Origin of the sequence: Streptomyces marispadix (assembly GCF_022524345.1) — a bacterium.
Lineage (GTDB): Bacteria > Actinomycetota > Actinomycetes > Streptomycetales > Streptomycetaceae > Streptomyces > Streptomyces marispadix.
This window is the reverse complement of record NZ_JAKWJU010000002.1, coordinates 6,487,299-6,512,042: the sequence shown is the minus strand read 5'-3', so window position 1 is coordinate 6,512,042 and position 24,744 is coordinate 6,487,299. Positions and strand designations below refer to the sequence as shown.

General features: G+C 71.2%; 17 protein-coding genes. 10 read left to right on the top strand and 7 right to left on the bottom strand.

What is annotated here, in order from left to right:
- Both MMA15_RS27070 and MMA15_RS27065 read left to right on the top strand, forming a co-directional pair.
- A complete protein-coding gene (locus MMA15_RS27070) occupies positions 1-489 on the top strand; it encodes a hypothetical protein (RefSeq protein WP_241062787.1) in 489 nt (162 codons plus the stop codon).
- Positions 490-491: 2 nt separating this feature from the next.
- Positions 492-2,651 (top strand): bifunctional polysaccharide deacetylase/glycosyltransferase family 2 protein, encoded by a 2,160-nt coding sequence (locus MMA15_RS27065; protein WP_241062786.1) that lies wholly within the window; start codon positions 492-494, stop codon positions 2,649-2,651.
- A 48-nt stretch (positions 2,652-2,699) separates the two neighbouring features.
- On the opposite strand, the gene MMA15_RS27060 is transcribed toward MMA15_RS27065, so the two are convergent.
- A complete protein-coding gene (locus tag MMA15_RS27060; protein WP_241062785.1) occupies positions 2,700-4,634 on the bottom strand; it encodes an ABC transporter ATP-binding protein in 1,935 nt (644 codons plus the stop codon).
- Between the two features lie 221 nt (positions 4,635-4,855).
- On the opposite strand from MMA15_RS27060, the gene MMA15_RS27055 reads away from it, so the two are divergent.
- On the top strand, positions 4,856-7,819 hold the full coding sequence (locus tag MMA15_RS27055) for an FAD-binding and (Fe-S)-binding domain-containing protein (protein WP_241062784.1): 2,964 nt from the start codon (positions 4,856-4,858) through the stop codon (positions 7,817-7,819).
- A 120-nt stretch (positions 7,820-7,939) separates the two neighbouring features.
- Here the strand turns inward: MMA15_RS27055 and MMA15_RS27050 are convergent, their stop codons facing one another.
- Together MMA15_RS27050 and MMA15_RS27045 are read right to left on the bottom strand one after the other, a co-directional pair.
- Positions 7,940-9,307 (bottom strand): alpha-amylase, encoded by a 1,368-nt coding sequence (locus MMA15_RS27050; RefSeq protein WP_241063520.1) that lies wholly within the window; start codon positions 9,305-9,307, stop codon positions 7,940-7,942.
- A 350-nt stretch (positions 9,308-9,657) separates the two neighbouring features.
- Complete coding sequence (locus MMA15_RS27045; protein WP_241062783.1) at positions 9,658-10,401, bottom strand: L,D-transpeptidase family protein; 744 nt, start codon at positions 10,399-10,401, stop codon at positions 9,658-9,660.
- 445 nt (positions 10,402-10,846) lie between these two features.
- Between MMA15_RS27045 and MMA15_RS27040 the strand changes: the two genes are divergently transcribed.
- Both MMA15_RS27040 and MMA15_RS27035 read left to right on the top strand, forming a co-directional pair.
- Complete coding sequence (locus MMA15_RS27040) at positions 10,847-13,039, top strand: ABC transporter transmembrane domain-containing protein (RefSeq protein WP_241062782.1); 2,193 nt, start codon at positions 10,847-10,849, stop codon at positions 13,037-13,039.
- Entirely contained in the window at positions 13,036-14,922 is a 1,887-nt protein-coding gene (locus MMA15_RS27035; RefSeq protein WP_241062781.1) for an ABC transporter ATP-binding protein, read from the top strand. Before MMA15_RS27040 ends, MMA15_RS27035 begins: the two co-directional genes overlap by 4 nt.
- A gap of 68 nt (positions 14,923-14,990) precedes the next feature.
- On the opposite strand, the gene MMA15_RS27030 is transcribed toward MMA15_RS27035, so the two are convergent.
- A complete protein-coding gene (locus MMA15_RS27030; RefSeq protein WP_241062780.1) occupies positions 14,991-15,785 on the bottom strand; it encodes a metal-dependent hydrolase in 795 nt (264 codons plus the stop codon).
- A 181-nt stretch (positions 15,786-15,966) separates the two neighbouring features.
- On the opposite strand from MMA15_RS27030, the gene MMA15_RS27025 reads away from it, so the two are divergent.
- Together MMA15_RS27025 and MMA15_RS27020 are read left to right on the top strand one after the other, a co-directional pair.
- Complete coding sequence (locus tag MMA15_RS27025) at positions 15,967-18,510, top strand: DEAD/DEAH box helicase (protein WP_241062779.1); 2,544 nt, start codon at positions 15,967-15,969, stop codon at positions 18,508-18,510.
- A gap of 202 nt (positions 18,511-18,712) precedes the next feature.
- Positions 18,713-19,579 (top strand): acyl-CoA thioesterase, encoded by an 867-nt coding sequence (locus MMA15_RS27020; RefSeq protein ID WP_241062778.1) that lies wholly within the window; start codon positions 18,713-18,715, stop codon positions 19,577-19,579.
- A 47-nt stretch (positions 19,580-19,626) separates the two neighbouring features.
- On the opposite strand, the gene MMA15_RS27015 is transcribed toward MMA15_RS27020, so the two are convergent.
- Together MMA15_RS27015 and MMA15_RS27010 are read right to left on the bottom strand one after the other, a co-directional pair.
- The gene (locus tag MMA15_RS27015; protein WP_241062777.1) at positions 19,627-20,793 is read right to left on the bottom strand and encodes a DUF6397 family protein; all 1,167 of its coding nucleotides are present in this window, start codon (positions 20,791-20,793) and stop codon (positions 19,627-19,629) included.
- Positions 20,794-21,142: 349 nt separating this feature from the next.
- Positions 21,143-21,535, bottom strand: a complete 393-nt coding sequence (locus MMA15_RS27010; RefSeq protein ID WP_241062776.1) for a roadblock/LC7 domain-containing protein — start codon at positions 21,533-21,535, stop codon at positions 21,143-21,145.
- A gap of 128 nt (positions 21,536-21,663) precedes the next feature.
- On the opposite strand from MMA15_RS27010, the gene MMA15_RS27005 reads away from it, so the two are divergent.
- Entirely contained in the window at positions 21,664-22,092 is a 429-nt protein-coding gene (locus MMA15_RS27005; RefSeq protein WP_241062775.1) for a PPOX class F420-dependent oxidoreductase, read from the top strand.
- A gap of 81 nt (positions 22,093-22,173) precedes the next feature.
- Complete coding sequence (locus tag MMA15_RS27000) at positions 22,174-22,803, top strand: class I SAM-dependent methyltransferase (protein WP_241062774.1); 630 nt, start codon at positions 22,174-22,176, stop codon at positions 22,801-22,803.
- Between the two features lie 74 nt (positions 22,804-22,877).
- On the opposite strand, the gene MMA15_RS26995 is transcribed toward MMA15_RS27000, so the two are convergent.
- A complete protein-coding gene (locus MMA15_RS26995; RefSeq protein ID WP_241062773.1) occupies positions 22,878-23,780 on the bottom strand; it encodes an oxygenase MpaB family protein in 903 nt (300 codons plus the stop codon).
- Between the two features lie 71 nt (positions 23,781-23,851).
- Here MMA15_RS26995 and MMA15_RS26990 point away from each other — a divergent pair, with 71 nt between their 5' ends.
- A complete protein-coding gene (locus tag MMA15_RS26990; protein ID WP_241062772.1) occupies positions 23,852-24,655 on the top strand; it encodes a hypothetical protein in 804 nt (267 codons plus the stop codon).
- Positions 24,656-24,744 lie beyond the last annotated feature (89 nt).

The window sequence follows — 24,744 nt, the reverse complement described above, 5'->3', positions numbered from 1 at the left end:
ATGAGTCTCTCCCCCACCCATGCATTCGCCGACGACCGTGGACGGCAAGGGAATCCGGACCACGACGGGGACCCGGCGGCCGCCGTCTTCGTGGACTCGACCGGCCGCCGTGCCCTGCTGCTGCGCCGGGCCGGGATGGTCTTCGCAGCCGCCGTCCTCGTGTACGCGGGGATGGTCGGCGTGGCCTTCGTCGGAGGCCCGTCGCTCGCTCCTGCTCAGCTCTCCCCCTTCGGGAACGCGGGCTCCGCGTCCGAGCCGGGCGGCGACGGTGCGCGCCCGGCCGGTTCGTCCTCGGAGAGGCAGTCGGCGAAGCCGTGCCGCAAACACTGCGGCAAGAAGTGCAGGAACCGCCCCGGCGACCGGAACCACCAGGGCCACCGGAAGCACCCCGGGAAGCAGTGCGCCAGAAAGCCGTTCCAGAAGACGCTCGACAGCCCCTCCGGAGCGCCGCTTTCACGCTCCGCCCGGTCCTCGGCCGAAGGCCGCTGAGCATGGCCCCCACCGTCACCCGGGCCCGGCACGCACAGCCCGGCCGGCTGTCCGCGGCCCGCCGCCCCGCCTTCTTCGGACCGCGCGCCGTCGTGGCGCTGCTGGCTCTGCTCGGACTCGTCGGCGTGATGCTCTTCGACGGCTATCTCAACGCCGAACTCGGGGACGACGACCGGGTGCGGGAGAACGCCGCCCCCTCCGGGAAGGTACCGGAGCGCATCCTCAACGGCGGGTCCACGGTGTGGATCAACAAGGGCAAGGCACGCAGCCGCCCCGTCCCGCGCAAGACCATCGCGCTGACCTTCGACGACGGCCCCGATCCGCGGTGGACTCCGAAGATCCTCGCCGTACTGGAGAAGTACGACGTTCCGGGCACGTTCTTCGTCGTCGGATCGATGACGGCACGCTATCCGGGAGCGGTCTGGGACATCGTCGAGGGAGGCAACGAGATCGGCGTCCACACCTTCACCCACGTCGACCTCTCGTACCAGAGCGCGGACCGCGTCGAGCGGGAGATGGCCCAGACACAGCTCGCCCTCGCCGGAGCCGCGGGCGTCAACACCTCGCTCTTCAGGGCTCCTTACTCCTCCACGCCCGACGCCATCGACGACTTCAGCTGGCCCGTCTACCGGCGGCTGGGCGCACGCGGCTACACCAGCGCCTTCGTGGACACCGACAGCGAGGACTGGCAGAACCCCGGGGTGGAGAAGATCGTCCAGAACGCCACCCCGAAGGGCGCCAAAGGCGCCTCCGTGCTCTTCCACGACTCCGGCGGCGACCGCACCCAGACGGTGACGGCGCTGGCGTCGTACATCGAGAAGATGAAGGCACGGGGCTACACCTTCACCACCGTCAGCGACGCGAGCCGCCGGCCCAGCCCCCACAGGCCGGTCACCGGAGTCCCGTTGTGGCAGGGCAGGGCGCTCGTCGCGGCGACCGCCGTCGCCGAGTTCGCCATGCCGCCCCTGGTCGTCGGGCTCACCGTCGCCGGTCTCGCGGTGCTGGGCCGCTCCGTGCTGATGCTCGTCCTCGCCCGGCGCCACCACCGGCAGCGCAACGGCCGCGGCTTCCGCTGGGGCACGGAGGTGGTGGAGCCGGTGAGCGTGATCGTCCCGGCTTACAACGAGAAGGAGTGCATCGCGGGCACCGTCGCCTCTCTTGCCCGCAGCACCCATCCGGTCGAGATCATCGTCGTCGACGACGGTTCGACGGACGGCACCCCGGAGATCGTCGAGGCGCTCGCCCTGCGCAACGTCAGGCTGGTGAGGCAGCGGAACGCGGGCAAGGCCGCCGCCCTCAACAGAGGGATCGCCCACGCACGTTGGGGCATCGTCGTGATGATGGACGGGGACACCGTCTTCGAGCCGGAGACGATCCGCACCCTGGTGCAGCCCTTCGCCGACCCGTCCGTCGGCGCGGTCGCGGGCAACGCGAAGGTCGGCAACCGCAGAACCGTCATCGGGGCGTGGCAGCACATCGAGTACGTGACGGGCTTCAACCTGGACCGCCGCATGTACGACCTGCTGCGCTGCATGCCCACCATTCCGGGCGCCGTCGGGGCGTTCCGCCGCCGGGCGCTGGCGGACACCGGCGGCTTGAGCGAGGACACGCTCGCCGAGGACACGGACGTCACCATCGCCCTGCAACGCGCGGGCTGGCGGGTGGTGTACGCCGAGCACGCGGTGGCGTGGACCGAAGCGCCGGGCTCCATGCGGGAGTTGTGGCGGCAGCGCTACCGCTGGAGCTACGGCACCATGCAGGCGCTGTGGAAGCACCGCCGGTCCGTCTTCGACCGGGGGCAGGCGGGACGCTTCGGGCGGGTGGGGCTGCCCCTGGTCGTCCTCTTCCAGATACTCACGCCGCTCCTCGCACCGCTGATCGACCTCTTCACCCTCTACGCGGCGATCTTCATCGATCCGCTGAAGTCGCTCGCCGCCTGGGGTCTCGTCCTGGCCGTGCAGCTGTTGTCCACCGCCTACGCGTTCCGGCTGGACCGGGAGAAGTACAGGTATCTGCTGATGCTGCCGCTTCAGCAGATCGTGTACCGGCAGTTGATGTACCTCGTGCTGATCCACTCCTGCATCACTGCCGCGACCGGCGGTCGCATGCGCTGGCAGAAGCTCAAACGCACCGGAGAGGTCGGAGCGTTGAGGGCGGGGTGAGCAGGGCGTACCCGGGTGTGCGCTCGGCGCGTGGCCGCAGTGGCGTGCTCAATGGACGGGCGCGCCGGCCGGGTCCGCGGGCGGGCCGCCTTCGACGTGCTGCGGGGACAGGGACTCCCTCGGCTGCGGGTGCGAGGCCTGTTGCGGCTCGGGCTCCGTACCCGGGCCAGGCGCGGACGCGCCGGCGGCGCGGGCGTCCCGCCGTACCAGTGCCGCGTAACGCCCGTCCGCTGCGAGCAGTTCGGCGTGGGTGCCGCGTTCCACGATGCGTCCCTCGTCGAGCACCACGATCTGGTCGGCGCCCTCGATCGTGGAGAGGCGGTGGGCGATGGTGATGGTGGTGCGCCCGGCGGACAGCGCGTCGACGGCCCGCTGCACGTCCCGTTCGGTACGGGTGTCGAGGGCGCTCGTGGCCTCGTCGAGGATGAGCACGGGCGGGTCGCGCAGGATCGTACGGGCCAGGGCAAGCCGCTGCTTCTCGCCGCCGGAGAAGCGGTGGCCGCGCTCCCCTACGAGGGTGTCGTAGCCGTCGGGCAGCGCGGCGACGTGGTCGTGGATCTGTGCGGCCTCGGCGGCGGCGCGCAGCTCCTCCCCGGTCGCGTCCGGCTTGGCGAAGCGCAGGTTGTCGGCGACGGAGGCGTGGAAGAGGTACGTCTCCTGCGAGACGACGCCGACCGCGCGGGAGAGGGTGTCGAAATCGAGGTCGCGTACGTCGACGCCGTCGAGGAGGACGCGGCCGCCGGTGACGTCGTACAGGCGCGGCACGAGATGTCCGAGCGTGCTCTTCCCCGCCCCGGTGGCTCCTACGACGGCGAGCGAGGAGCCCCGCGGGACGGTGAGGTCGATGCCGCGCAGGGTCGCGGGGGCGCCCTCACCTCCGTAGGCGAAGTCGACGTGCTCGAAGCGGACTTCGCCGCGCACACACTCCAGCCTTACGGGACGTGCCGGTTCCTCGATGTCGATCCGCAGATCGAGGTATTCGAAGATGCGCTGGAAGAGGGCGAGGGACGTCTGCATCTCCACGCCCGTCGACAGCAGGGACACCGTGGGCCGCAGCAGCCCCTGCTGGAGGGTGACGAAGGCGACGAGGGTGCCGATGGAGAAACCGGGGCCGCCGAAGTGGACGAGCATCCCGGCCGTCCAGTACAGCAGCGCGGGGATGGCGCCCATGACGATCCCGATGGTCGACATCCGCCAGCGGCCCGCCATGTGGGAGCGGACCTCCAGCTCCACCAGGCGTTCGGACTCGTCCGCGAAGTGCCGGGTCAGGGAGTCGGAACGGCCCATGGTGCGGCCGAGCAGGATGCCGCTGACGGACAGCGACTCGGTGACGAGCGCGGACATCGCGGCCATCTGCGCCTGCCGCTGGGTGGTGATGCGCTTGCGTTCGCTCCCGACGCGCCTGCTGACCCATACGAAGAACGGAAGGAGCATCAGCGACGCGACCGTCAGCCGCCAGTCCAGGGCGAGCATGGCGGCGACGGTGGCGACGACTCCGGTGAGGTTGGAGACCAGCGACGTCGCGGTGGAGGTGACGGTGGCCTGCATGCCGCCGATGTCGTTGGCGATGCGGGACTGGACCTCTCCGGTGCGGGTGCGGGTGAAGAACGCCAGCGGCATCCGCTGGAGCTTGCCGTAGACGTCGGTCCGCAGATCGTGCATGACGCGCTGCCCGACGGTGGTCGACAGATACGTCTGGAGGACGTTGAAGACGCTGCTCATCACGGCGATGCCGATCAGCCCCAGAGCGAGCAGGCTCAGCAGTCCGGTTCGCCGGTCGGGAATGGCGACGTCGAGGATCTCGCGCAGCAGGAACGGCGAAGCGACGGACACCAGCGACGACGCCCCGACCAGCAGTCCCACCACGGCGAGGCGGCCACGGTAGGGGCGGAAGAGGCGCAGGATGCGCCGGAGCTGCCGGGGCGGGGGCCCGTCGGCCCGGCCGTCCTCCGCCGGCGGGGTCCACTCGATGTCGCGGTGCAACGGGCTCCTTCGGGCTCTCGGGGCGGCAGGGGCGTGTGCGGCGGCGGGCGGCCACGCCGGCGCGGGACCGGAACGGCACGGACGCCGGGTGCCGCACGGTCCTTCGAGACTACGCTCCGGCACCGTCGCTCCCGTACCGGGAATCCGGCCCCGACCGGGGCCGCCGGGCTGCCTCTAGCATGGGCCGCAGACTCCGTCCGTACGCGCTCCCAGGAGAGAACATGCCGCTGCTCGACCCAGGACACGGCGCGCTGCGGCCCCTGACGGACGCCGGTCATGTGCCCGCGCACGACCGTGTCCCGGAGGGCCTGGCGAGCGGCACCCCACAGCCGCTCCGCGGCGCCCTGACCCGGCTGCTGGGCGAGGAGAAGGTGCTGTGGAAGGTCTCGGACCTGGTGCGTTACGCCTCCGACGCCAGCCCGTACCGCTTCGTGCCGCAGGTCGTCGTGGTCGCCGAGGACGCGGACGACGTCTCGAAGGTGCTCGCCTACGCGCGTGAGCACGGCCGCCAGGTCGTCTTCCGCGCCGGGGGCACCTCGCTGAACGGGCAGGCGCAGGGCGAGGACATCCTCGTCGACGTGAGGCGCCACTGGGCGGGCGTCGAGGTCCTCGGCGAGGACGGGGCACGTGCCCGCATCGGCCCGGGTACGACGGTGGTGCGGGTCAACGCCGCGCTCGCGCCCTACGGGAGGCTGATCGGCCCGGACCCGGCGAGCGCCATCGCGTGCACCATCGGCGGCGTCGTCGCCAACAACGCCTCCGGGATGACGGCCGGGACGACCCGCAACTCCTACCGCACCGTCGCCTCCCTCACCCTCGTACTGCCGTCGGGAACGGTCGTCGACACCGGCGCCCCCGACGCCGACGAGAAGCTGGCGCGCGCCGAACCCGCCCTGTGCGAGGGCTTGCTGGCGCTCAAGGCGGAGATCGAGGCGGACGCGGCGCTCACCGCCCGCATCCGCGCCAAGTACGAGCTGAAGAACACCAACGGCTACCGCCTCGACGCCTTCCTCGACGGCGACACCCCCGTGAGCATCCTGCGGGGCCTGGCCGTCGGCTCGGAGGGGACGCTCGGCTTCATCTCCGAGGTCGTCTTCGACACGCTGCCGCTGCACCGCCGCATCTCCACGGGGCTTTTGTTCTTCCCCTCGCTCGCCGCTGCCGCCGCCGCGGTGCCCCGCTTCAACGAGGCCGGTGCGACGGCCGTCGAGCTGATGGACGGCAATACGCTGCGCGCCTCGGTCAGCGTCGCGGGCGTGCCTGCCGACTGGGCGGAGCTGCCGAAGGGGACAGCGGCGCTGCTGGTGGAGTTCAGGTCGCCCGACGAGGCGGCGCAGGAGGAGCGGGAGCGGGCCGCCGAGGCGCTGATGGCGGACCTCGAACTGGTCGCGCCCGTGGCGTCGGTGACGAACACCTTCACGCGGGACGCGAAGACCATCGGCTTCTACTGGAAGGCACGAAAGGCCTTCGTCTCGGCCGTCGGCGGCTCACGGCCCGCCGGTACGACACTGATCACCGAGGACTTCGCGGTGCCGCCGTCGCGTCTCGCGGAGGCGTGCGAGGCGCTGCTCGGCCTTCAGGAGCGGCACGGCTTCGACGCCGCCGTGGCCGGGCACGCCGCCCACGGGAATCTGCACTTCCTGCTGGCGTTCGACGCCGCCGACGAGGGGGACGTGGCGCGCTACGCCGCGTTCATGGACGACTTCTGCAAGCTGACCGTCGAACGCTTCGACGGCTCACTCAAGGCCGAGCACGCCACGGGCCGCAACATCGCGCCTTTCCTCCAGCTCGAATGGGGCGAGCAGGCCACCGAGTTGATGTGGCGGATCAAGCAGACCGTCGACCCGGACGGCGTGCTCGCTCCGCGCGTGCTGCTGGACCGCGACCCCAAGGCACATCTGCGGGGGCTGAAGTCCATCCCGAAGGTCGAGGCCGTGGCCGACCCCTGCATCGAGTGCGGCTTCTGCGAACCGACGTGTCCCAGCGGCGACTTGACGACCACACCCCGCCAGCGCATCGTGCTGCGCCGGGAGATGCTGCGCCAGCCCCCCGAATCCGCCGTCAACGACAGCCTGCTGGACAGCTACGGCTACGACGCCGTCGACACCTGCGCCGGGGACTCCACCTGCGCCCTGGCGTGCCCCGTCGGCATCGACACCGGCGCGCTGATGAAGGACTTCCGCCACCGTCGGCACTCGCCGCGTGAGGAGCGCAACGCCGAGCGTGCCGCACGCCGTTTCCAACTCGTCGAGCGCGCGGCACGGTTGGGGGTCGCCGCCGCGAACGGGCTGCGCCGCAAGGTGATGCCGCGACGCGGCGAACGGCTCCTGGAGTCCCTGACGGGCGCGGCACGCAAGGCCGTACGCCCCGACCTCGTACCGGAGTGGCTGCCGCAGATCCCCTCCGCGGCGGCGAAGCGGCTGCCCGCAACCGACCGCGACGGCGCGGCCGCCGTCTACTATCCGGCCTGCGTCAACCGCATCTTCGGCGAGCCGGAGGGCTATGAAGGGCCTTCGCTCCCCCAGTCCATGGTGATCGTCTCCGCACGGGCGGGCCGCCCGGTGTGGATCCCCGAGGACGTCACGGGCACCTGCTGCGCGACGATCTGGCACTCCAAGGGCTACGAGGCGGGCAACGCGCTGATGGCCAACCGGATCGTGGAGGCGGCCTGGCGCTGGACGGACGGCGGTGAACTGCCGCTGGTGGTCGACGCCTCGTCCTGCACCCTGGGCCTGGGCGAGGAGGTCGTGCCGTATCTGACGCCCGCGAACCGCAAGCTGCACGAGCGGCTGACGGTCGTCGACTCCGTGACGTGGGCGGCACGGGAGCTGCTGCCTCGGCTGAAGGTCGTACGGCGTACCGGGTCGGCGGTGCTCCATCCGACCTGCTCCACGCAACACCTCGGCGGGGGCGAGCTGTTGCGTGAGGTGGCCCAGGCGTGCGCGGAGGAGGTCGTCGTCCCGGTGGACGTGCGCTGCTGCGGCTTCGCGGGCGACCGGGGCATGCTGCACAAGGAGCTGACCGCTTCGGCGACGGCACGCGAGGCCGCCGAGGTGAACTCCCGGGCCTACGACGCGTATCTGTCGGCGAACCGGATGTGCGAGGTCGGCATGGACCACGCGACGGGCGGGCGTGGCTATCGCTCGGTGGTGATGGAGCTGGAGCGGGCCACACGGCCGGAGTGACCGGGTGGCCGCTGACGGGATGGCCTACTGACCGGCTGGCCGACCAGCCGACTTGACCGGGCGCGCTCACGGGCGCGGCGGGGCCCCAGACGGGCCGAGGCCCCAACCGCGCGTCTCCGTCTACGGCTTGGCGCCCACGTGCAGCGCCACCACGCCCTTGGCGGGGACCGTCGCCTCCGCCTTGCCGTCGTCGCCGACCTTCACGGTGTTGCCGTCGCACTTGTCCGGCGCGGCCTTCGCCACGTTGCAGTACGTACCGGCGGGCAGCGACGTCGAGAACGTCCGCTTGGTCTCGGCGTCGCCCGCGTTGAGCGCGACGAAGCCCTTGCCCGCGCGCCCGAAGGACAGCGCGCTGCCCTCCGACCACCAGTCGGTCAACTCGGCGTCGCCCACGGCGTTGTGGAAGCCGACCATGCCGGTGATCGCCTGCTGGGCGTGCATGTCCGTCCAGCCGTCGCCGCCGGAGGGCGGGCCGGAGTCCTTGTCGGACCACTCGTAGCCGGAGAAGACGTTCGGCGAACCGTAGGGGTGGGCCAGCATGAAGGCGTTGGCGAGCTTGTAGAGGTCGCCGTCCTTGTACGTCAGCGTCGAACCGTTGCGCTCGGTGTCCCAGTTGTCGACGAACGTACGGGCCTGGGCGCTGCCCAGCTTCCCTTCGGCGATGTTCTTCAGGCCGCCGACGTCGCCGCCCTGGAAGGCGCTCTTGAGGTGCTTGCCGTAGCGGAACTCGTCCACGTCGCCGATGCCCGTGTACTCCTCGGGCTGGACGGCCTCGCCTTCGCCGTGGATGACCTCCGAGACCCAGAAGCCCGGATCGGCCATCTTGCCCTTGACGGCCTTCACGTCGTCGGCGGACATGTGCTTCGCCGCGTCGATGCGGAAGCCGTCGACGCCCATCTCCTTCAGCCCGTCCAGGTATTCGGCGATGGTGGAGCGCACCTTGTCGCTGCCGGTGTCGAGGTCGGACAGGCTCACGAGTTCGCAGGTCTGCACGTTCTCCCGGTTGCCGTAGTCGGAGATGTCCTTGCGGCAGGCGTGGAAGTCGGAGTCGCCGTAGGTGCCCGGGTATTCGTACTTGCTGTATTCGGTGCCGCCGGTGCCCGTGCCGGAGTCGGCGGCCATGTGGTTGATCACCGCGTCGGCGATCACTTTCACGCCCGCCTCGTGGCAGGCGGAGACCATGCTCTTGAATGCGTCGGCGTCACCGAGACGCCCGGCGATCTTGTAACTGACGGGCTGGTACGAGGTCCACCACTGGTCGCCCTTGATGTGCTCGCTCGCCGGGGAGACCTCGACGTAGCCGTAGCCGGCGGGGCCGAGGGTGTCCTTGCACTCCTTGCCCACGTCGGCGTACGGCTTCTCGAACAGCGTCGCCGTGACGGTCTTCTCTCCGGGCGGCGTGGCCTGGGACGGCCACGCGGTGGCTGCCGTGATGCCGCCCGCTGCCAGGACCGCGGCCGTGCTCGCGCAGATCAGACGCTTCGTCATCATCGTGCGGCTCCTTCGTCGTCGGACACAGAGGTGCCGAGGAAGGGCAGCCACGCGCCAGGCCGCCGTGGGGGGTTCGGGAGGGAGCCTGCCTTCGTCCTTGTGTGCACGTCAAGATGCGGCGCAAGCGTTTCCAAGAGTTTGCTGAAATCTCTTGCCGCTGAGGGGAGTCGGCCAACGCCCTTGTCCATGAGGTCGCTTGGGACATCCGATGGACCCCGATGGACAGGGCATCCGATGGACGGAGCCGATGGACGCAGCATCCGATGGACGCCGCCGGGCGCCGGATCTCCGGGCGCTACGGCTTCGAGCCGGGAGCTGGGCGCGGACGTACCTCGGCACGGGACGTGCTAGCGAGCCAGGGCCGACCTGTCCCCCATGACCACGGCCGGGTGCTTGGCCGGGTCGAGCGTACGCAGCAGATACTCCATGCCCTCACGGGGGAGGCTCACACACCCGGAGGTGCCGCTGCCGTGATCCAGGTGCAGCCAGATGCTCCCGCCCTTGGCATCGCCCACGGGCCGCGTGGGGTCCAGGGGTGAAGTGCCCTTGGCGCGGTTGTAGTCGACGGCGATGACGTGGTCGAAGTCGTGCCGGGTGCTCTTCGGCCAGTACGAGGGCGGGGTGAAGGCGGCGCTCGCGGTGTAGGGCAGCTTCGCACCGGGTGCGGAACGGACGCCGCCGGCGTCGGTGAGCGTGAACACCCCCACGGGGCTGCGCTTGTCGTTCTCGCGGTGGTCGGTCGTCCAGCCCCTGCGCCCGTTGTGCGCGGGCCAGCTACGCTCCGGCCGCCACTTCTCCCCCTGTTTGCTGAACAGGCGTACCTTCGCCTCGGCGGAGTTCTTTCCTTCGCCGTAGACGGCCACCACTTGGCGGGACTTCTCCGGGATCCGCTCGTACAGGGTGTCGCCCACACCGGGGATGGCCGTGGGATCGGCCTTGCGGGCCGCGTCGTCGGATGCCCTGCCGCCTCCGTGCGGAGGGGCCTCGGCCGCGCCCGTGTCACCGCCGCACGCGGCGAGCGTCACCGCGAGAGCGGCGGCTGCCGCACCGGCCACCGCCGTCCTGGCCGCCCGTACCGCTGCCGTGCTCATCCGGCTGTCCGCAGCAGCATCTCCCGCCACTGCCCCGTCCGCTTCCGCTGCCGTCGCACCCACTGCTTCGGGGTCCGCTGAGGTCGGGGCTGCTGCCGTCGGGTCCGGATGTGCCTGCCTCTTCCATACCTGCTTCTTCCTGGCCTGCGGCGCCGCCGTTCCAGTTCTGTGCATGTTCACCATGCTCCCATTCCCGCCGGTGGCGGCCCGGAGACCACCGGGCTCGATGTTGGCTGCGAATGCACGCCAGGGACCGAAACCGCCCGCTTGCGCAGGTACGCGGGCGCAGGTCGCGGACGGCCCGCGGGTGTTCGGCCGTACGGCGGCACCGGCGGGAAAACCCGTTGCGTGCCGGCACCGGCACGGCGAGTCTTGCGGAGCGGCCACACCCCTGCACGCCGCCACCGCACCGGGTCACCACTCGTACCGACCGCTCTGGGACGACATGCAGATTCGCGATCTTCCGTATCCCGATCCCGGCGTCCCGGACGTACGGTCAGGGCCGCGCTTCTTGCTGTGGCTCTTCCGCATGCAACTGGGCGGGCAGGCCAAGTCGCTGGGCTGGGGCGCGCTTCACATGGGATCCGTGGCGCTCGTACCGGCGGTCGTGGGGCTCGCCCTGGACGCCGTCGTGGCCGGTTCCGGCCGTGGCCTGGCCGAGGCCGGAGCCATGCTCGCCGTCATCACGGTCACGGTGACGGCAGGCGACACGATGCTCCACCGCACGGCGATCACCAACTGGATCACCGCCGCCGCCCGGGTCCAGCAACTGCTCGCCCGGAGAACGGCCGCGCTCGGCGCGACGCTCACCCAGCGGGTGGCCGCGGGCGAGGTCGTCGCCGTCTCCACGGGCGACATCGAGAAGATCGGCTGGTGTGTGGAGTCCGCGTCCCGCTTCAGCGCGGCTCTGCTGGCCACCGTCGGCGTGTGCGCAGGACTCGTCTTCTACGAGCCGCAGCTCGGGGTGCTGGTCTCCGCCGGGATGCTGGTGCTGGCGGTCACCGTGCTTCCGCTGCTGCCGCGCGCTACGCGACGAGCCGACCTCCAGCGTGAAAAGGCGGGACGCGCCACGGAGTTGGCCGCCGACACGGTCGCCGGGCTGCGTGTGCTGCGCGGGATCGGCGGCGAGGAGCTGTTCCTGACGCGGTATCGGCGGGCCTCGCAGGAGGTCCGCCGCGCGGCGGTGCGTACGGCCCGTATGTGGGCGCTGATCGAGGCGGTGCAGATCGCGCTGCCGGGACTGCTGCTGGTGGCGGTCGTCTGGCACGGTGCGCGGCTCGCGCTCGACGGGCGCATCGGCGTGGGCGAACTCGTCACGGTCTACGGGGCGGTGACCTTTCTGCTCTTCCCGCTGCGGATGTTCCAGGAATTCGCCATGGCGTACTCGTTCTCGCGGCCGTCCGCGCAGCGGGCGGTACGGGTGCTGGGGCTGCGCCGCGGCGGAGGAACCGGCCCCGGGGAGGCGGGAGCCGACGACGCGGGACGGCGCGAGGCCGCAGCCGCGGAGCACTTTCGCCCCGGGCCGTCCGGTGCCGCGGGTGCCAGTACCCGGGCAGGGGCCGAGCCGGAGACCGGCGGCGCCCTCGGCGGCGACCTCTACGACCCCGTCACCGGACTGCTCGCCACCGCCGGGCAGTTGACGGCCGTGGTGTGCGGGGACCCGGAGGCCGCGGGCAGGCTCGCCGACAGGCTCGGCGGTCACGCCCCGGAACGCGACGGCTCCGCATCCGTCCTCCTCGACGGCGTGCCCCTCGACGAGGTGCCGCTCGCGAGCGCCCGTGCGGTGGTTCTCGTACAGGACAAGGACCCGGTGCTGCTCTCGGGCACGCTGCGGGAACTGCTCGACGTGCCCAGATCCGGCGCGGTCTCCGAGCGCATGGCGCTGGAGGCCGCACAGTGCGGCGACGTGCTGGGCGCGCTCACCCAGGGGACCCCCGAGTCCGGCGGCGACCCCCTCGACGCCTCGGTCACCGAACGCGGACGGTCCCTCTCGGGCGGGCAGCGCCAACGGCTGGCGCTGGCACGCTCGTTGGTCACCGACCCGCAGGTGCTGGTGCTGGACGAGCCGACGTCGGCGGTGGACGCACACACCGAGGCCCGTATCGCCCGGTCCCTGCGGGAGGTGCGTACCGACCGTACGACGGTGGTCTTCACCTCCAGTCCGCTGATGCTGGACCAGGCGGACCGGGTCGCACTGGTACGCGGCTCTGAGGTGCTGGCCGCGGGCACACACCGGGAGCTGCTGCACACCAACTCCGCATACCGCGCCGTGGTCACGCGTGAGCCCGAGCAGGACACCCCGTCGGCGGAAACCTCCGCGGGCGAGGCCGGACGCGAGGACCGCGAGGACGAGCACGCGGGCGGCGTCGCGGCAGGGGGCGAGCGAGCAACCGGTGGCGAACGCGAGCGCGAGCCCGCCGGTTCCCCTTCCGGCGCGGCCACTCCCGGGGCGTCGCACGTGCTCGGCGGACGCACGAAGATCCCGCAGACCGACGGGCTCTCCCAGTCCGACGGACCCGAGCAGCCTGAGAGGGCGAAGCGAGCCGAACGGACCGCACACACCGAACGGGCCGCACACACCGAACGGGCCGCAGCAGCCGAAGGGTTCGCACCCGCGGAAGGAGCCGAGCGCGCATGACCGCTCCCACCGGCACGTCGGCGGACGCTTCCGCCGACGCCGCCAGCGCCCCGGCCGACGCCTCCGCCGGCACCCCGGCAGGTGCCTCGGCCGACGACGTCGTCTTCGGCGTCGCGCCGCCCCACTACGACCCGGCCGCCTCGGAGAACGCCACCACCCTCCCCGTCGGCGGACCGGCCACCGTCCGCGGCTATGTACGCGAGCTGCTGCGGCGGCACAGACGTGCCTTCGCCACGCTCGTCCTCGTCAACGCGATCGCGGTCGTGGCCTCCATGGCCGGCCCGTATCTGCTCGGCGGCCTCGTCGAGGACCTCACCTCCGGCAGCAGGGACCTCCGACTCGGCCGGATCGTCGGCTTCTTCGTGCTGGCGCTGGCCGTGCAGAGCGTCTTCGTACGGGAGGTGCGGCTGCGCGGGGCGATGCTCGGCGAGCGGATGCTCGCGGATCTGCGTGAGGACTTCCTCGTACGGTCGGTGGCCCTGCCGCCCGGGGTGCTGGAGCGGGCGGGGACGGGCGATCTGCTGTCGCGGATCACCACGGACATCGACCGGCTGGCCAATGCGATGCGGGAGGCCGTGCCGCAGCTCTCCGTGGGCGTCGTATGGACGGCGCTGCTGCTCGGCGGGCTCACGGTCACCGCGCCTCCGCTGGCGCTGGCGGTGCTCGTCGCGCTGCCCGTGCTGCTGGTCGGATGCCGCTGGTACTACCGGCGTGCTCCGAGCGCATACCGTTCGGAGGCCGCCGGATACGCCGCCGTCGCCGGTGCCCTGGCCGAGACCGTCGACGCGGGCCGCACCGTGGAGGCCCACCGGCTCGGAGCACGCCGGATCGCGCTGTCCGAGCGGAGGATCTCCCAGTGGACGGCGTGGGAGCGCTACACGCTGTGGCTGCGTTCCGTCCTGTTTCCCGTCGTCAACGTCACCAATCTGCTCCTCGTGGCCGGTGTGCTGATGCTCGGCGGCACCTTCGTGCTGTGGGGCTGGATCGGCGTCGGCCAGCTCACCACGGGGGCGCTGCTGGTGCAGATGCTCTTCGAGCCTGTCGGGCTGATCCTGCGCTGGTACGACGAACTCCAGGTCGCCGAGGTCTCGTTGGGACGGCTGGTGGGCGTACGGGAGATCGAGCCCGACTCCGGCGACGAGATGCTGACGCCGCAGGGACGCGAACTGCGCGCGAACGACGTGCGGTTCGGCTACCGCACCGGCTCCGACGTACTGCACGGAGTGACGATGCGCGTGCCGCCCGGCACGCGGGTGGCGCTCGTCGGCCCCTCTGGCGCGGGCAAGTCCACCCTGGGGCGGCTGCTGGCGGGCATCTACGGCCCGCGGACCGGCGATGTCGCCCTCGGCGGTGCCGAGTTGTCGCGGATGCCCGCCGAGCGTGTGCGGCGTCACGTCGCGCTCGTCAACCAGGAGCACCATGTCTTCGTGGGTTCGCTCCGCGACAATCTGCTGCTGGCCCGCACGGACGCGAGCGACACCGAACTGTGGGAGGCCCTGCGGGCCGTCGACGCCGACGACTGGGCGCGTTCGCTGCCGGACGGCCTCGACAGCGAGGTCGGCTCCGGCGGGATCTCCGTCGCCCCGGCACACGCACAGCAGATCGCGCTGGCGCGGCTCGTGCTGGCCGACCCTCACACGCTGGTGCTGGACGAGGCCACGTCGCTGCTGGACCCGCGAGCGGCAAGGCACTTGGAGCGTTCGCTGGCGCAGGTGCTTCAGGGACGCACGGTCGTCGCCATCGCGCACCGGCTGCACACCGCACACGACGCGGATGTGATCGCCGTCGTGGAGGACGGCCGGATCAGCGAACTCGGCAGCCACGACGCCCTTGTCGAGGCCGACGGCGCATACGCGGCGCTCTGGCGTTCCTGGCACGGCTGAGGACGCCTTGGCGCCGGGAACGCCTCGACGGCCCGCGTCCGGCCCCGCGGACGGACCGCGGGCGCCCGTCAGCCGATGACGCCGAGGGCGAAGAGCCCGCCCGCGCCGCCGAGCACCATGAACAGAGGCATCAGCAGCCTCGTCTCGACCCAGGCCCCGGCGCGGAAACGCATGAACTCCGGTGTGCCCAGCGGATACCAGCGCTTGCCGCTTATCTTCACGGGCCAGAGGATCGGGCAGCCGGAGACGGTGATGGCATCGCCGATGTTGTGTACCAGCGCACCCAGCACTATCGGCAGGCCCAGCCACAGATACTCCTGTCCCGGGCCGGAGAACAGCCAGTCCGAACCGTTGCCCGGCTGGTCCAGTACTCCCGCGAGGCTCCAGGCGCTCGTCGCTCCCAGCAGCCACACCAGTATGTCGCTGGAGACCCTGGCCGCACGCCACAGCAGCCCTTCGACGGCCAGCACCATGTGGATGAAGAGGATCACCAGCACCGCCCAGCGCCCGCCGAAGACCGCAGCCGCCGAGAACCCCGCACCGAGGAACAGCGCCCATGGCCAGGTGTGGGTGAGGGTGCGGTGCCCGCCGGAGCGGCGCCGCTCGCCCTGCCCGCGAGTGGCGTTGTAGACGGCCTCGGAGAGCTTGTCGATCACTCCGCACAGCGCCCGGGAGAGCGGCCCGAACGCACGGGAGATGGTGGCCGACTTGTGGTCGAGGTCCGGGGCGAGCGCCGCCCCCGAGCAGATCAGGGCGCCCGCAAGCAGCACGGGCCAGGGCATCGGATGATCCAGTGCGGACGCGGCAGCGCCCGCCCCGAGCCACGCCGCCGCCCCCGACAGCGAATGCGCCGGTCCCATCATGTCCGTCCCCCACCCCTGTGACTGCTCGCGATGGCGCCGCCCGCAGACGGCCGCGGCTCCAACTGACCGCCGTGCGCGGCCGGATCGCCTCGACTGCTGACGCCTTTTCGGCGAGACAGCGTATCGACAGATGATCACGGGACGGGCACCGGTTCCCGATAGCGAGTGCGAGGGAGGCAGTATGGGGTGCGTGACAGCCAGCCTTATCGATCAGATGCCGAGCGACGCCGACCCCGACGCCCTTTACGAGACCTTCTCCGGCTGGGCGGAGGAAAGGGGCATTTCGCTCTACCCCGCTCAGGAGGAGGCGCTGATCGAGGTGGTCTCCGGTGCCAACGTGATCCTCTCCACCCCCACCGGCTCCGGTAAGAGCCTGGTGGCGGCGGGCGCCCACTTCGCGGCCCTCGCCCGTGACGAGGTCACCTTCTACACCGCTCCCATCAAGGCGCTCGTCTCCGAGAAGTTCTTCGACCTGTGCAAGATCTTCGGCACGGAGAACGTCGGCATGCTCACCGGCGACGCCTCCGTCAACGCCGACGCCCCCGTGATCTGCTGCACGGCCGAGGTGCTCGCCTCGATCGCCCTGCGGGACGGCCCCCAGGCCGACGTGGGGCAGGTCGTGATGGACGAGTTCCACTTCTACGCCGAGCCGGACCGGGGCTGGGCGTGGCAGATTCCGCTGCTGGAACTCCCCCAGGCCCAGTTCGTCCTGATGTCGGCGACGCTCGGAGACGTCACACGCTTCGAGGAGGACCTGACGCGCCGCACGGGCCGTGAGACGGCGGTGGTGCGGTCGGCGACCCGACCCGTGCCCCTGTCGTACGAGTACCGCACGACATCTCTCACCGAGACGGTCACGGAGCTTCTGGAGACCCGTCAAGCGCCGGTGTACATCGTGCACTTCACCCAGGCGCAGGCCGTGGAGCGGGCGCAGGCGCTGATGAGCATCAACATGTGCACCCGCGCGGAGAAGGACGAGATCGCCAAGATCATCGGCAACTTCCGCTTCACCACCCGCTTCGGACGCAACCTCTCCCGCTATGTGCGGCACGGCGTCGGCGTCCACCACGCCGGCATGCTGCCGAAGTACCGCAGGCTCGTGGAACGTCTCGCGCAGGCGGGCCTGCTGAAGGTCATCTGCGGCACCGACACCCTCGGCGTCGGCGTCAACGTCCCCATCCGCACCGTGCTGTTCACCGCGCTCACCAAGTACGACGGCACCCGCGTCCGTACGCTGCGCGCACGGGAGTTCCACCAGATCGCAGGGCGGGCCGGGCGTGCCGGATTCGACACCTCCGGCTTCGTCGTCGCTCAGGCGCCCGAGCACGTCGTGGAGAACGAGAAGGCCCTCGCGAAGGCCGGTGACGACCCGAAGAAACGGCGGAAGGTCGTACGGAAGAAGGCGCCCGAAGGGTTCGTCAACTGGGGGCAGCAGACCTTCGAGAAGCTGATCGCCTCCGACCCGGAGCCGCTGACGTCCCGCTTCCGGGTGACCCACGCGATGCTGCTGTCGGTCATCGCCCGGCCCGGCGACGCCTTCGCGCAGATGCGGAAACTGCTGGAGGACAATCACGAGGACCGCCGCTCGCAACTGCGGCACATCCGCAGGGCGATCGCGATCTACCGTTCGCTGCTCGACGGCGGTGTCGTGGAACGGCTCGACGAGCCCGACGCCCAGGGCCGCACGGTGCGGCTCACCGTCGACCTCCAGCACGACTTCGCGCTCAACCAGCCCCTGTCCACCTTCGCGCTGGCGGCGTTCGAACTGCTCGACCCCGAATCCCCCTCCTACGCCCTGGACATGGTCTCCGTGGTCGAGTCGACCCTCGACGACCCCCGGCAGATCCTGGCCGCACAGACCAACAAGGCCAAGGGCGAGGCCGTGGCGCAGATGAAGGCCGACGGCATCGAGTACGAGGAGCGGATGGAACGGCTGATGGACATCAGCCATCCTCAGCCGCTCGAAGAGCTGCTCTTCCACGCATACGGCCTCTACCGCAAGTCCCACCCGTGGGTGGGCGACCATCCGCTCTCGCCCAAGTCGGTCGTCCGCGACATGTACGAACGGGCCATGACGTTCGCCGAGTTCGTCTCCTTCTACGAACTCGCCCGCACCGAGGGCATCGTGCTGCGCTACCTCGCGAGCGCGTACAAGGCGCTTGAGCACACCGTCCCCGACGAGAAGAAGTCCGAGGACTTCCAGGACATCGTCGAATGGCTCGGGGAGATGGTCCGCCAGGTCGACTCCAGCCTGCTGGACGAGTGGGAGCAACTGGCCAACCCCGACACGGACGTTCCCCCGGCGGAGAGCGCCGACGAGGCGCAGGAACGCGCCGACCACGTCAGGCCCGTCACGGCGAACGCCCGTGCCTTCCGCGTCCTGGTGCGCAACGCCATGTTCCGCCGCGTCGAACTCGCCGCCCTGGACAAGGCCGGGGAACTCGGCGAACTCGACGCCGACTCCGGCTGGGACGAGGACGCCTGGGGCGAGGCGCTGGACGGCTACTGGGACGAGTACGACGACATGGGCACCGGCCCCGACGCCCGTGGGCCGGGCCTGCTGCGTATCGAGGAGGTCCCCGAGGAGGCGCTGTGGCGGGTGCGGCAGACCTTCGCCGACCCCGAGGGCGACCACGACTGGGGCATCTCCGCCGAGGTCGATCTGACCGCGTCCGACGAGGAGGGCCGCGCGGTCATCAAGGTGACCGACGTGGGCCGGCTGTGAACGCCCGGCAACGCGAGCACGGCCCCCGGCACCGCCACGGCCCCCGGCACGGGCACGGCTTGCCGCGTCGGCACCGTACGCGTCATGAGAACTGCCCGTGGTACGAGCAGGGTTCGTGGCACGGGAGCGGTCCGCAGCGGGTGAGGGCCCTCCCCCAGAGCCGTCCGAAGGGCCCGCCGCACACGGAACAGGAGCACGCACCATGAACAGCCCCGCCGAGCAGCTAGCCGCGCTTCTCGACCTGGAACGGATCGAGATCGACATCTTCCGCGGCCGGAGCCCGCAGGAGAACCTCCAGCGCGTCTTCGGCGGGCAGGTGGCCGGGCAGGCTCTCGTCGCGGCGGGACGCACCACCGACGGCGAGCGCCCCGTCCACTCCCTGCACGCGTACTTCCTGCGTCCGGGCATGCCCGGCGTGCCCATCGTGTACCAGGTCGAACGGGTGCGGGACGGGCGCTCCTTCACCACCCGGCGCGTCGTGGCAGTACAGCAGGGCCGCACCATCTTCAACCTCACCGCCTCCTTCCATCAGCCGGAGACCGGCATCGACCATCAGGTCCCGATGCCCGATGTGCCGGACCCGGAGAGCCTTCCGAGACTGGCCGACGAGATCCGCGACCGCCTCGGCGAACTCCCCGAATCGATCGAGCGCATGGAGCGCCGCATGGCGTTCGACATCCGCTACGTGGAGCGGCTGCGCTGGGACTCGGGCGAGCTGCGGGACATGGAGGCCCGCAGCGGGGTGTGGATGCGAGCCATCGGCTCCCTCGGCGACGACCCGCTCGTGCACACCTGCGCGCTCACCTACGCCAGCGACATGACGCTCCTCGACGCCGTACGCATCCCCGTCGAACCGCTGTGGGGCCCACGGGGCTTCGACATGGCCTCCCTCGATCACGCCATGTGGTTCCACCGGCCGTTCCGCGCCGACGAATGGTTCCTGTACCAGCAGGAGTCACCCATCGCGACGGGCGGGCGCGGGCTGGCACGTGGCCAGATCTTCGACCGCGACGGCCAGTTGATCGTCTCGGTCATGCAGGAGGGCCTGTTCAGAAAGCTGGGCGGCTGAACCGCTCTCCCCCGCCTGGCGGTCGGCCGCCCCTCGTTCGGCCGTGCTCAGGCTCTCCGGCCGGGCGCCGGTGGCCCAACGTCGGCCGGGGGACGGTGCCTTGAGGCACGCAGCCCCGTGAGCACACGGGTGCGCTCCTGAAGGGCCCGCGCTCGGTCCCGCCCTCGGCCCGTCGCTCCGGCATACGCCGCCCCCGCCATGTGGCGCCCCGGTCCGGTGCCGGGGAGCCATGGGGCGTGTGCGCTCCCTGTCCGCGGGTCGCCGGGCAACGGGCGGCCCAACAGGCGAACCCCCGTCCGGCGACCGCCGAGCGGCGGGCCCTCGCATGGTTCGGAGGCTGCCTCGGCCCGGTCCGGGGAAGCCCGCCGGGACACCCGTGCGTACTCCAAGTCGGCCGCGAGCATGAGCCGTTGCCAGAAGATCTCGTCCTCCGTGGCCGCCGTGCACAGCTCCTCCGCCACCTCGCGGACCGGGGCCGGCCTTCCCGTCAGCGGCGTCAACTCGGGCTTCAGAGCGCGCAGTCGGGCCCGTTCGCCCGGATCGGGGACCGCCTGGGTCAACGCGTCCTCACCGAGCACCGCGGCCCGTGCGGCTGCCGCTTCCCACGGGCCCTCGGCCTGACGGCACAACTGCCCTACGCGGCGCCCCCGCCAGTGCCTGGCCCGCAGGTCCATGCCCTCCGCCAGCAGTGATCGCAGCCCTCGCGGCAGCCTGCCGGAGAGCATCTCCGGACGGTTCGCGGCGAAGGCGAGCAGCTCCGCGGCGAGGTACAGCCACACCACCGTGCGATAGCGGTTGACGTAGAAACGCACCGGGCTGAAACAGCCCGCGCGGGCGAGGCGGGCGAACCGCGACGCGGAGATGCCGAGCAACCGGGCTCCGTGGCCGCCGTCGACCACCCGCAGCCTTTCGCGCAGCCCCTCCGGGAAGTCCGCCTGGGCCCGCAGCCGCAACAGTTCGGCACGCGGCACCCTGCGCACCGCACGCCCTCCCGCAGGCGCCGAGCCCGCGGAGCCCGCCGACTGCGCCTTGTCCGCACCCGTATCCGCACCCGTGACCGTGCTCGCGCCCGCGGGCGTCGCCGGGCCGGCCCGCCCCCGGCGCACTTGTCCCGGCACGGTGCTCACCTCGCCCAGTTGCGCGGCGAGTGCCATCGCACCGGGCGTCAGGCCCAACTCCCTCGCGGCCGTGCTCATCGCGACGTCGTCCGTCATGGTGTCCCCCGTCGTACATGTCTCAAGCTGCCTCTCAGCTACCGACAGTGACGACGTTAGACGCCCGCCGTCGAATCCCGCTCGGCCTGTGGATAACTCTGCCCACGGCCCGATACGGGAGCGGACCACGCCGGTCGAGTGCGTCCGCGATCCGCCCGCAGAACTCGTACGGACCCTCGTAGCGACCCCGGTACGGACTCCGGCAGCGACTCGGGTACGGACTTCGGCCCGGCCCGGTCAGAGGCCGCCCACGCCCGGGCCGGTGTCCGGCAGACCGGCAAGACGCGCGACGAGCGGGCATGCCCGCCTCCGCCGGAACCGCCCGCCCGCGCACACCGCTTCCGCGCCGCTACGTCCCGTTCCGCGCCGCCAGCCCGAGATGCTCACCGACACGGTTCACCAGAAGCGTCATCTCATACGCCACGGCGCCCACGTCGGTGTCCGGCCCGGTCAGCACGCAAAGGCAGCTTCCCTCACCCGCGGAGGTCACGAAGAGCAACCCCTCATCGAACTCGATCATCGTCTGCCGTACCCGTCCCGAACCGAACTGCGTCCCCGACCCCTTCGCCAGGGACTGGAGACCGGATGCGACCGCGGCGAGATGCTCGGCGTCCGTCTTCTCCAGGGTCTGACTGTTCGCGGTGACCAGACCGTCGGTCGACAGCACCATCGCGTGCCGTACGGACGAAATGCGTTCCGTCAGGTCATCGAGCAGCCAGTCGAGCCCTGTGTTCAGCGCCATCGCGGCGTTCCCCCTTCTCCTTAGCTGCTGCCGTGCCACCCTTACCCACCACAACGCGGGGAGCAACCACACGCTCACGTGCCGCACTCAGCGCCACGAACCGTGTACGCCGCGCGCAGTATGTAGGCATGGCTGAGAAGATGACGGAAGACGAGTGGCGCGGCTTCATCACCGAGGGCACCCGTACGGGAAAGCTCTCAACGGTCCGTGCCGACGGAAGCCCTCACGTCGCCCCCGTGTGGTTCGTGGTCGACGGCGACGACCTGATCTTCACCACAGGTGAGGGCACGGTCAAGGGGCGCAATCTCGCCCGCGACGGCCGCGTCTCGTTCTGCGTGGACGACGAGCGGCCTCCCTACGCCTTCGTGGTGATCCGCGGCCACGCCGAACTGAGCGCCGACATCGACACGATGCTGCACTGGGCCACGCGCATCGGGGCCCGCTACATGGGCGAGGGCGCGGCGGAACAGTTCGGCGCCCGCAACGCCGTACCCGGTGAACTGCTCGTACGGGTACGCATCGAGAAGGTGGTGGCGATGGCCCGCGTGGCGGACTGACGGCGGCCCGGAGACGAAGGCGGCACCGCCGGCGAACCACCGCCCGGCGGTCCGCCCCGCCTCGTCGGCCATCATGAACCCATGCCCCATGAGTCGCACGAGCCACACGAGACGAGTGACGAGGCCGCCCGCGTAAGGGAGTTCTTCGCCGCGCGTGCGGCCCGCTGGGACGCGCGCTTCCCCGACGACGGTCCCGCCTACGAGGCGGCGGTCGGCGAACTGGGCCTGAGCAAGGGCGACTTCGTGCTCGACGCGGGCTGCGGGACCGGGAGGGCGCTGGCTCCGCTCCGCGCCGCCGTCGGACGAGACGGCACCGTGCTCGGCGTCGACCTCACCCCGGAGATGCTCGCCGAGGCAGTGCGCGCCGGGCGGCTCGCCGACGGGCGCATGCTGCTCGCGGACGCCTGCCGGCTTCCGCTGCGCGACGCCGCACTCGACGCCGTATTCGCGGCCGGACTGGTCTCCCATCTGGCGGGGCCCGGTACCGGTCTGCGTGAACTGGCCCGCGTCGTAAGGCCCGGCGGCACGCTCGCCCTCTTCCACCCGGTGGGCCGTGCCGCTCTCGCCGAGCGCCAGGGCCGCGTCCTCACTCCCGACGACATAAGGGCCGAGCCCAACCTCCGTGCCCTGCTTGCCGGTTCGGGCTGGCGGCTGACGTCGCTGGACGACGGTGAGGACCGCTATCTGGCGCTGGCGACCCGTACGGGGTGACGAGGCGGTGGCACGGCCCGGCGGGACGCCACGCGGCCGGTCACCGTCCGGGCCGCCGAACAGCCGCCTCGGCCCTACGCCTTGCCGTGCGGCACGGGGCACCCGCCGAGGCCGCGTTCCGACTGTCCGGGAAACGTGCCCAGGTCGGCGAGCGAGTAGCCCGTGGGATAGCCCGGGTAGCCCTTGATCTCCGGGTTCTGGCGCGCGTAGTGCGGCTTGCGGCGCGGCGGCATCAGACGTACGGCACGTGCCCGCGCCTTCAGCGCGCCCTGCACCAGCGTGCGTACGCCGGGACGCGGCGGATCGTAACGGAAGGCCTGGAGCAGCGAGTCGTCCAGCAGGGCCTTGCTCGCGCCGCGCACGGCCGGTGCGAGCAGCGACGGATACCACGAGGCCATCAGTGCCAGCGTCGAGTCCGAGACGCGGCGGGAGTCGGGGTCCCAGGCGAAGTTCGCGGCCTCGTAGTCGTCGAGGAACTTCTCGAACCCGCCGAAGTCGCCGGGGATTTCGGTGATGCCCATGTGCCGTCCGAGAGTGCGGTAGTAGACGGCCGAGGCGTGCTCCTCGACGGGCGACAGGCGGCGCCAGCCGTACTTGTCGAGCCAGCGCTTCGGCATCACGACGAACGTGCACAGCACATAGCGCATGTCGTCGTCGGAGATGTCGTAGCTGCGGTGCATCTGGTTGATGCGGCGGATCGCGGTGCGTCCCTCGTCGGAGGCGAATCCGTGTTCCACGACGGCGTCCAGCAGCAGCGTGGTGTCGTCGTAGCGCTTCTGCGTACGGTCCGTCAGCTCCGCCGTGTGCGCCAGCAGGCGCCCGATGCTGGGGACCGCGTAGGTGCGATAGAGGGCGAGTTCCAGCGAACGTGTGAAGTCCCAGGGGAATTCGTACGTCGCCGACAGCCGGTAGATCTCCAGGAAGTCCTCTTCCGGGTCGAGTTGCAGGATGTGCCTGAGCCGGTCGTATCGCCCCACGTCGCGTCTCCTTGGTCAGCGGCCCTGCTCTGTAAACGAACTGACTCTAGAGTTAAGGTTCCCCGGAACGCATGGAAAGGGGAGGCGCCGTGGCCGCCGAGGACGATGACGCGCTGTTTGTGCTGACGGCTGTACTGCTGACTCCCGCCCAGTTTCCGAGCGTTCTGGGTGACGACTACCCCGAGGCGTGCGAGAGACTCGGCCTCGAGCCGTACGCCGAGGGATACGGGCTGGTTCTCGGCCAGGACGGCTCCGGTGCCCGCTGGACGGTGGCCACCGACGACGTGACGCTCGTCGCCTGCGCGATCGCCGCGTGGGACTGCGGCATGGAGTACGACCTCTCGCCCTCCGAGCGTTCCGTGGCCGCGGTCCTGCCGGGCTGGCCGCTGAACGTCGCCGTGTCGGCTCCCGGCGTACCGGCTCCGCACGACCCCGAGCCCGACCCGGAGGCCGACGGCGGGCGTCCCGTGCTCGTACCGCCGGACACCGAGCAGTGGGGCCCGGCACAGCGGCGCCTCGGCGCGGACGAGATCGCGCTCCAGTGGGCGGTGTGGCGCGAACAGGTCGAGGACGACGTCGAGTTCGTCGAGGCCGGCGAGAGCCCCAACGAGTCGGTGAAGCGGGTGCTGGAGGAGGTACGGGCGTATCTGAGCGACCCGCCGCCGCCCGGACGCGTACGCTCCGCGTTCGCCTCGGGTGAGGCGCGCACCCTGCGTGCCGACGGACCGGGCTGGAGCATGGTGGCACGCACCGACGACATCGCCTTCCTGCTGCTGGACGACGAGCCGGGCGAGGTGCTGCCGGTCGGGCGCGGTTCCGAACTGCCGGGTCTGCTGGAGGCGTTGGACGGGATGGCGCTGCGGCCCGCCGCCTGAACGGTTCGGCCCCTGGGGCCGGTTGTGACGCTGGGGCGGGTCCCTGGCGCCGGTTCTGTCCCTGGAGTCGAGCAGTCCAGTGCCTGCCT

What these genes read in the sequence shown, in the direction of transcription:
- MMA15_RS27070 (WP_241062787.1), top strand. Translation starts at nt 1, where the DNA reads ATGAGTCTCTCCCCCACCCATGCATTCGCCGACGACCGTGGACGGCAA.
- MMA15_RS27045 (WP_241062783.1), bottom strand. Translation starts at nt 10,401, where the DNA reads ATGAGCACGGCAGCGGTACGGGCGGCCAGGACGGCGGTGGCCGGTGCG.
- MMA15_RS27025 (WP_241062779.1), top strand. Translation starts at nt 15,967, where the DNA reads ATGGGGTGCGTGACAGCCAGCCTTATCGATCAGATGCCGAGCGACGCC.
- MMA15_RS27005 (WP_241062775.1), top strand. Translation starts at nt 21,664, where the DNA reads ATGGCTGAGAAGATGACGGAAGACGAGTGGCGCGGCTTCATCACCGAG.
- MMA15_RS27030 (WP_241062780.1), bottom strand. Translation starts at nt 15,785, where the DNA reads ATGATGGGACCGGCGCATTCGCTGTCGGGGGCGGCGGCGTGGCTCGGG.
- MMA15_RS26990 (WP_241062772.1), top strand. Translation starts at nt 23,852, where the DNA reads ATGGAAAGGGGAGGCGCCGTGGCCGCCGAGGACGATGACGCGCTGTTT.
- MMA15_RS27035 (WP_241062781.1), top strand. Translation starts at nt 13,036, where the DNA reads ATGACCGCTCCCACCGGCACGTCGGCGGACGCTTCCGCCGACGCCGCC.
- MMA15_RS27020 (WP_241062778.1), top strand. Translation starts at nt 18,713, where the DNA reads ATGAACAGCCCCGCCGAGCAGCTAGCCGCGCTTCTCGACCTGGAACGG.
- MMA15_RS27000 (WP_241062774.1), top strand. Translation starts at nt 22,174, where the DNA reads ATGCCCCATGAGTCGCACGAGCCACACGAGACGAGTGACGAGGCCGCC.
- MMA15_RS27065 (WP_241062786.1), top strand. Translation starts at nt 492, where the DNA reads ATGGCCCCCACCGTCACCCGGGCCCGGCACGCACAGCCCGGCCGGCTG.
- MMA15_RS27040 (WP_241062782.1), top strand. Translation starts at nt 10,847, where the DNA reads ATGCAGATTCGCGATCTTCCGTATCCCGATCCCGGCGTCCCGGACGTA.
- MMA15_RS27010 (WP_241062776.1), bottom strand. Translation starts at nt 21,535, where the DNA reads ATGGCGCTGAACACAGGGCTCGACTGGCTGCTCGATGACCTGACGGAA.
- MMA15_RS27050 (WP_241063520.1), bottom strand. Translation starts at nt 9,307, where the DNA reads ATGACGAAGCGTCTGATCTGCGCGAGCACGGCCGCGGTCCTGGCAGCG.
- MMA15_RS27015 (WP_241062777.1), bottom strand. Translation starts at nt 20,793, where the DNA reads ATGACGGACGACGTCGCGATGAGCACGGCCGCGAGGGAGTTGGGCCTG.
- MMA15_RS27055 (WP_241062784.1), top strand. Translation starts at nt 4,856, where the DNA reads ATGCCGCTGCTCGACCCAGGACACGGCGCGCTGCGGCCCCTGACGGAC.